Source organism: Actinomyces sp. 565, from assembly GCF_010365615.1.
Lineage (GTDB): Bacteria > Actinomycetota > Actinomycetes > Actinomycetales > Actinomycetaceae > Actinomyces.
The window spans coordinates 128,433-135,670 of record NZ_PIZD01000058.1 but is presented as its reverse complement, the minus strand read 5'-3'; the positions used below and the strand labels follow the sequence as shown (position 1 = coordinate 135,670).

The following is a 7,238-nucleotide window of genomic DNA, read 5'->3' as shown; positions in this document are numbered from 1 at the left end:
GAGGCCGAGACCAGGCATTCGGGGCGGCCCACCACCGGTGGGCCGCCCCGAACACTATGTCGCACCCGGACCGGGGCCGCTAGCGTCGCTCACGCGAGGTTGGTGCGCAGGAATTCGGTGATCTTCTCCCACGGGATGGCGCCGCTGGCGCCACCGTCATACAGGTCGGTGTGGGAGGCGCCGGGGATGGAGACGAATTCCTTGTTGTCCCCCTGCAGCCGGGCGAAGGCGTCCTTGCCCATGTAGTAGGAGTGCGCCTTCTCCCCGTGGACGATCATGACGGCGTTCTCGATCTCCTCGATGTAGCCCAGCAGGGTCGCGTTCATCAGCGAGGAGCCGCCGATGACAGTCCACCCGTCGTTGGAGTTCAGGGAGCGGGGGTGGTACCCGCGGGGCGTCTTGTAGTAGGCGTAGTAGTCCTTGACGAAGTCGGGGGCGTCGTCGGGCAGGGGGTCCACTACCCCGCCGGCCAGGGCGTAGGAGCCGGAGCGGTAGTCGGCGGTGCGCTGGGCGGCCACGGATGCGCGCGTCTGGTTGCGGGCCTCGGCGGAGTCGGCGGAGTCGAAGTAGCCGTTGGCGGCCACCCGGCTCATGTCGTACATGGTGGAGACCACCGTCGCCTTGATGCGCGGGTCTGCGGCAGCGGCAGCAAGGGCCATGCCGCCCCAGCCGCAGACGCCGATGATGCCGACGTGCTCGGGATCGACGTCATCGCGCACGGACAGGAAGTCGACGGCGGCCTGGAAGTCCTCGATGTTGAGGTCCGGGGAGTTCATGTAGCGCGGCGTGCCGCCGGACTCGCCGGTGAAGCTGGGGTCGAAGGCGATGGTCAGGAAGCCGCGCTCGGCCATGGTCTGGGCGTACAGGCCGGACGACTGCTCCTTGACGGCGCCGAAGGGGCCGGACACCGCCAGTGCGGGCAACTTGCCCGTGGCAGCCTTGGGCCGGTACAGGTCGGCGGCGAGGGTGATGCCGAAGCGGTTGTGGAAGGCGACCTTCTCATGGTCCACGGCGTCGGACTGGGGGAAGACCTTGTCCCATTCCTGGGTCAGTTCGAGGTTCTCGATGCTCATGGCGCGCTGCTCCGTATCTCCGTGTCTGCGGGTATCTGTGGCTGTCTGCAGCGCCCGGCGTGGTGCCGCGGCGCCTCTGACGTCTAAATTAACCGTCCGCATGACATGACGCTAATGACTGTTTGGCATAAACGACATGCCGTGTTGGCATATCGTAGCGGGCATGGAGATACGCACGCTGCGCTACTTCGCCGCCGTGGCCCGCGAGGAGAACATGACGCGCGCCGCCGCTCAACTGCACGTCTCGCAGCCGACGCTTTCGAAGCAAATGAAGGCACTGGAGCACGAGCTGGGGCACAAGCTGTTTGTCAGGCGCTCCTTCAGCATTGAGCTCACCGAGGAGGGCCGTCTGCTGCGGGAGCGGGCCGACGACCTCCTCCGCCTGGCGGACCGCATCGAAACCGACTTCCTCGCCCTGGGCGACGTCACCGGCGGCGACCTCTACCTGGGCCTGGCCGAGTCCTTCCAGGTGGGTCTGCTCGCCCGCCAGCTCAAAGGGCTCAAGCAGGAGTGCCCCGGGCTGCGCTACCACGTCACCAGCGGCGACACCGAGCAGGTCACCGAGAAGCTGGACCGGGGCCTGCTCGACTTCGCCGCGATCGTTGAGGAGCCCGACGGCGAGCGCTTCAGCCGCTACGAGACGCTGCCGCTGCCCGTGGCGGACAGGTGGGGCGTGGTGCTGCGGCGCGAGGACGCCCTGGCCCGCAAAGAAGCCGTCACCGTGGACGATCTGGCGGGAGTGCCGCTGTTCTGCTCGGAGCAGTCCTGGGCACGGGACATCCCGGCCTGGGCCGGCGGCCGCATGGGCGAGCTGCAACTGGAGGGGACCTTCCGCCTGCCCTACAACGGCGCGGTGTTCGCCCGCGAGGGCCTGGGTTACCTGCTCACCTTCGACCGCCTGGTGGACACGAGCGAGTCCAGCGGCCTGATCTTCCGCCCGCTCGAGCCCGCCCTGGAGTCCCGCATGTACTTGATCTGGCGCCGCCGACAGGCCCTGTCCCCCATCGCGGAGCGCTTCCTGGACCGCCTGCGCGCCTCACTCGTCGACGACGCAGAGAGCAAAGGGGCGGGAAGTGATGAAAGCAGCTGACACGGCGCCGCTGCCGTTGGCGTCGATCCCCTCTAGCCGAAACCGGCGCGGTCAACCCACCCGAACCAGTGAAACACGAACAACGCGTTTTCAACCGGTCTCGGCACGTCACTAGTGCCGGTCTCGATGCGTCACTAGTGCCGGTCTCGATGCGTTACTAGTGCCGGTCTCGGTGCGTTACTAGTGCCGGTCTCGGCTGGGAAGGATCTCGCCACTGCCGCGAGTGATGAACTGCGTGGGGATCACGATGTGCTCGGGCCGGGGGGCCTCGCCCTCCAGACGGCGGAACAGGCGCTGCGCGGCCACCCTTCCCATGCGCCGGGGGTCCTGCCGCACCACGGTGAGCGCGGGCTGAAGCATGTCCGCAAGCGGCAGGTCGTCGAAGCCGATATGCGCAATCCGGTCGCGCAGTTCGAGCTTGTGCAACGCGTGCAGCGCCCCCTCGGTGAGGAGGTTCTGCCCGCTGAAGATCGCCGTCGGCGGGTGCGGCCTGCTGAAGAGCTCGGTGACGGCACGCTCGGCCGCCTCCGCCCCCACCAGCCCGGACACCACGATGGCGCCGTCGGCGCCGGCACCGCGAGAGCTGAATGCGACGGCGAACCCCTCTTGCCGCTCCACCGCGGTGGCCACATTCAGGCGCTCGGTGAGCAGGGCGATACGGCGGTGACCACGCTCGAGCAGGTGCGCGGTCGCCCGCTCTGCCGCAGCCCGGGTATCACTGGTTACACGGTCGGCCTCGATGCCGTGCGGCGCCCGGTCCACGAAGACGATCGGCACCCCCAGGTGCAGCACCCGCTCCAGGGCAGCCCCGTCCGCCGTGGTGGTGTTGACGATGATGCCGTCCACGTGGCGCCTGATGGAGTCCTCCACCGCCGCCACCTCGCGCTCCGGCTCCTCGTCCAGGCTGGAGGCCAGCACCGCCACATCGTGCTCGCGGGAGACGTCCTCCACACCCCGGTGGAGCTCTCCGGCGAAGGGATTGTCAACGCTGCCCACCAACAGGGCGATGGTGCGTGTGGCGCCGCCGGGGCGGCGCAGGCTGCCGGCGCGCAGGTCCACGTGGTAGTCCAACTCACGGACGGCACCCCAGACGCGCTCGGCGGTGGCGTCGGAGACATTGGGCTCACCGTTGACCACGCGCGAAACCGTCTTGACGCCGACTCCCGCCAGGCGGGCGACCTGCTTCATGGTGGCCCGCCGCCGCGGCCCCGGCGCAGAGTCGGCAGACAAGTATGACGTCACTGTCTCCTCCCCGATTCTTAAAACGCACTTGACCCGAGTGGAAACCAACCGTACCATCGTCACTGCGATTGACATCGTTGTCAGTACTGGAACGCCGCCACTTGGGGGCATTCCAGTAACCCCTTCCCACCGGCCGCTCCGGCGACCCTCCCAGCCGCGCCCGGCACCGCCGCCCGCGGATTACCTCAAGCAATGGAGCAGATATGGCACCACCACAACCACCCCGGCTGAGACTCACAGACGTCTCCAAGTCCTTTCCCGGAGTGCAGGCCCTCAGCGGCGTGTCCTTCGACCTGATGCCAGGAGAAGTGCACGCTCTCGTCGGGGAGAACGGCGCCGGCAAGTCCACCCTGGTGAAGATCCTCACCGGCATCCACCCGGACTTCGAGGGCAGCTACGAGTACGACGGCGCCCCGGCGGCCTTCCGCTCCATTCGCGACGCCCAGCGGGCCGGCATCGCCATCGTCCATCAGGAACTCAACATGATGGCCGACCTGACCGTGGCGCAGAACATCTTCATCGGGCGAGAGTCCTCCTCCCTTCTCATCTCGGACCGCACGCTGAATCGCCGCGCCCAGGAGTTACTGACCGAGCACGAGGTCGACGTCGCTCCGCAGGCACTGTTACGGGACCTGTCGGTCTCCAAGGCGCAATTGGTGGAGATCGTGCGCGCCATGTCCTTCGAGGCCACCATGGTGCTGATCCTGGACGAGCCGACGGCGGCCCTGTCGGAGGCTGAGAGCGCCGAGTTGCTTCAACGGGTGCGACGCCTGCGGGACCGCGGCGTGGCGGTCGTATACATCTCCCACCGCATGCACGAGGTCATGGCGATAGCCGACCGCATCACGGTCCTGCGCGACGGCGCGCACGTCGGCACGCTCAAGACGTCCGACACCGACCTGGACGAGATCATCGAGATGATGGTCGGGCGCCAAGTCGTCAACACCCCCAAAGCCGCCTCCGAGGTGGCACCCGACGCCCCCGTCGTCATGCGGGCCGAGCACCTGGCCTCCGCCGACGTCAAGGACGTCTCCTTCACGCTGCACCGGGGAGAGATCCTCGGCTTCGCCGGCCTGGTAGGCGCAGGCCGCACGGAGACCATGCGGATTGTCGCGGGCGCAGACCGCCCCACAGCCGGGCGGCTGGAGGTCAACGGCGCCGAAGTCTCCTTCCACCGCCCCAAGGACGCCATTCGTGCGGGAATCGCCTACCTGTCCGAGGACCGCAAGCGCTTCGGCCTGGTAACCGGCCTGTCGGTCTCCGACAACACGGTCCTGGCCTCTTACGACGCCTTCACCACCGCCACGGTGGTGCATGAACGGGCAGTGCAACGCGCAACCCGCAAGTACGTGGACATGCTGCGCATCAAGACTCCGTCCACGCGCCAGCGGGTGCGCAACCTCTCCGGCGGCAACCAGCAGAAGGTGGTGCTGGCCAAGTGGCTGCTGCGCGACGTCGACATCCTCATATTCGACGAGCCCACGCGCGGCATCGACATCGGTGCACGCGCAGAGATCTACCAGCTCATGCGCGACCTGATCGCGCAGGGGAAGTCAATCATCCTCGTCTCCTCCGACCTCGACGAGGTCCTGCACCTGTCCGACCGCGTGGTTGTCATGCGGGAAGGGCGCAAGACCGGGGAGCTCGACGCCTCCGAGGCGACTCAGATCAAGATCATGGAACTGGCCACCAAGCAGGAAGAAGGTCGCGCAGCATGAGCGCAAATATCATCAAGAACAACCCACTGCGCGCGCTGCCCATGCAGCAGCTGATGGCGCTGGCCGCACTGGTCATCCTGTACGCGTTCTTCGCCGTATTCGGTAACCACTTCCTGTCCCCCAGCACCTTCGTCTCGATCCTCGACTCCTCCTACTACATCGGGTTTCTGGCCATCGGCATGACCTTCGTCATCATCACGGCGGGCATCGACCTGTCCTCCGGGACGGTGATGGTCGGCTCCGCGCTGGTCGGCGGCGTGGCCTACAACGTCTGGCACCTGCCGATCGCCGTAGCACTGCTGGTCGTACTGGCGACTGGGGTCGCCTTCGGCATCGGTAACGGCGTCCTGGTCGGCTTCCTGCATATCCCACCCTTCATCGCCACCCTGGGCATGCAGTTCGCCTCCCTGGGCCTGTGCGCGGTGATCGCCCAGGTGCAGACGCAGACCTACCCGAGCCTGACCTCCGACGACGGCTGGTTCAAGACGGTCCTTTACAAGGCGGGAAACCTGCCCGTGGGCATCTTCTGGCTGGCGGCCTTCTTCGTGATCGCCTGGTTCATCCTGACTCGCACCAAGCTCGGCCGCTACACCTACGCCATCGGCTCCAACGAGGAGGCCGTCGAGCTGTCGGGCGTCGTCGTGTCCCGCTGGAAGTTCTGGGTCTACGTGCTCAACGGCTTCTTCTGCGGACTGGCCGGCGTCATCTACGCCGCCACCTTCTCCTCCATCACCCCGCAGACCGGAAACGGTCAGGAGATGTACGCCATCGCCGCCTGCGTGATTGGCGGCACCTCGCTGGCAGGCGGCGTCGGGTCCCTGTGGGGAACCATCATCGGCGTCTTCGTCATCTCCGTGCTCAAGACGGGCCTGCTGTCAATGGGCCTGCCGGTGCAGTGGCAGCAGGTCCTCATCGGCGTCGTCGTAGTGCTCGCAGTCCTGCTCGACGTCATCCGCTCACGTCGCTCCGGCCGCGCCTGATCCCGCCATCCGTTCTTCTCCCCCACCCCACGAAAGGAAAACAACCATGTCCACCATGCTCACCCGGAGGACCGCGCTGACGGCGGCACTCGTATCCGCCTGCTCGGTATCCCTGCTGGCCGCTTGCAGTGACGACGGCGGCTCCGCAGGTGCGGACGGGAAGATGAAGGTCATCATCATCTCCAAGAGCTACCAGAACCAGTTCTATCAGGCAGCCTTCAAGGGCGCGCAGGACGCCGCCGACGAGCTCGGCGTCGACCTGGAGACCAATGGGCCCGACGCGGAGAGCAACGTCTCCCAGCAGGTGGAGCAGCTGGCCTCCGCGGTCAACCAGCGGCCCGCCGCGATCGCCCTGGCCGCCTGCCAGCCCGACGCCGTGCAGGACGCCCTGGTGAACGCCAAGAACCAGAACATCCCGGTGATCGGCTTCGACTCGGGCGTGCCCGACGATGCCTCCGGCGCGGTGCTGGCCACCGCGACCACGGACAACGAGGTAGCGGGCGGCAACGTCGCCACCAACCTCGCCGCCAATGCCGATTTGCAGTCCGCCCTGGCCTCCGCGAGCGCGGACTCCCCCGCCGTCATCGGGGTGCTCGCGCAGGACTCGACCTCCGGCTCGATCGTCCAGCGCGTGGACGGCTTCACCGCCACCCTGGTGAGCGAGTTGGAGAAGCTCGACGGTCTGGCGGGGGCAGTGGACGTGTCCGGGCAGCAGCGTTGGACCACGCCGTCGTCCAACCCCGCCAAGGTGAAGATCGTCGTCACCGTGCCGCCGACCACCAGCCAGGCCGACATTCAGTCCGCGGCCACGTCGATCCTGTCCACGGACGGACTGGTCGCGCTGTTCGCCGCGAACCAGGACGCCGTCAACGGCGTCATCAGCGCCACCGCAGACGCCTCCCAGCTGGATCGCGACTCCGGCCGCTACAAGGATCTGCTGGTGGTGGGCTTCGACGCCGGCACCTCCCAGAAGGACGCCGTGCGCTCCGGAGCATTCCTCGGCTCGGTAACCCAGGACCCCTACCAGATGGGGTACCAGGCGGTCGCCCTCGCCGTGCAGGCGGCCAATGGTGAGAGCGTCGAGGACGTGGACACCGGTTCACACTGGTACGACTCCGCCAACATCGACGACGAG

Annotated in this window: 6 protein-coding genes; 4 read left to right on the top strand and 2 right to left on the bottom strand. The window is 67.3% G+C overall.

The features are described from left to right. Positions 1 to 89 precede the first annotated feature (89 nt). Entirely contained in the window at positions 90 to 1,073 is a 984-nt protein-coding gene (locus GZ997_RS09505; RefSeq protein WP_162679703.1) for an alpha/beta hydrolase, read from the bottom strand. Positions 1,074 to 1,236: 163 nt separating this feature from the next. Between GZ997_RS09505 and GZ997_RS09500 the strand changes: the two genes are divergently transcribed. Continuing rightward, positions 1,237 to 2,163, top strand: coding sequence for a LysR family transcriptional regulator (locus GZ997_RS09500; RefSeq protein WP_162679702.1), 927 nt, complete (start codon positions 1,237 to 1,239; stop codon positions 2,161 to 2,163). A gap of 180 nt (positions 2,164 to 2,343) precedes the next feature. Here the strand turns inward: GZ997_RS09500 and GZ997_RS09495 are convergent, their stop codons facing one another. Beyond that, a complete protein-coding gene (locus tag GZ997_RS09495) occupies positions 2,344 to 3,405 on the bottom strand; it encodes a LacI family DNA-binding transcriptional regulator (RefSeq protein WP_203234158.1) in 1,062 nt (353 codons plus the stop codon). A gap of 203 nt (positions 3,406 to 3,608) precedes the next feature. Between GZ997_RS09495 and GZ997_RS09490 the strand changes: the two genes are divergently transcribed. From GZ997_RS09490 to GZ997_RS09480, 3 genes are all read left to right on the top strand, one after another. Next, positions 3,609 to 5,123, top strand: a complete 1,515-nt coding sequence (locus tag GZ997_RS09490) for a sugar ABC transporter ATP-binding protein (protein WP_162679701.1) — start codon at positions 3,609 to 3,611, stop codon at positions 5,121 to 5,123. Further along, the gene (locus GZ997_RS09485; protein ID WP_162679700.1) at positions 5,120 to 6,103 is read left to right on the top strand and encodes an ABC transporter permease; all 984 of its coding nucleotides are present in this window, start codon (positions 5,120 to 5,122) and stop codon (positions 6,101 to 6,103) included. Before GZ997_RS09490 ends, GZ997_RS09485 begins: the two co-directional genes overlap by 4 nt. A gap of 46 nt (positions 6,104 to 6,149) precedes the next feature. Continuing rightward, the coding region (locus GZ997_RS09480) for a substrate-binding domain-containing protein (RefSeq protein ID WP_162679699.1) at positions 6,150 to 7,238 on the top strand (1,089 nt) is incomplete at its 3' end.

Excerpts from the sequence above, each read along its gene's own strand:
- GZ997_RS09505 (WP_162679703.1), bottom strand. The coding sequence starts at position 1,073 with ATGAGCATCGAGAACCTCGAACTGACCCAGGAATGGGACAAGGTCTTC.
- GZ997_RS09490 (WP_162679701.1), top strand. The coding sequence starts at position 3,609 with ATGGCACCACCACAACCACCCCGGCTGAGACTCACAGACGTCTCCAAG.
- GZ997_RS09500 (WP_162679702.1), top strand. The coding sequence starts at position 1,237 with ATGGAGATACGCACGCTGCGCTACTTCGCCGCCGTGGCCCGCGAGGAG.
- GZ997_RS09485 (WP_162679700.1), top strand. The coding sequence starts at position 5,120 with ATGAGCGCAAATATCATCAAGAACAACCCACTGCGCGCGCTGCCCATG.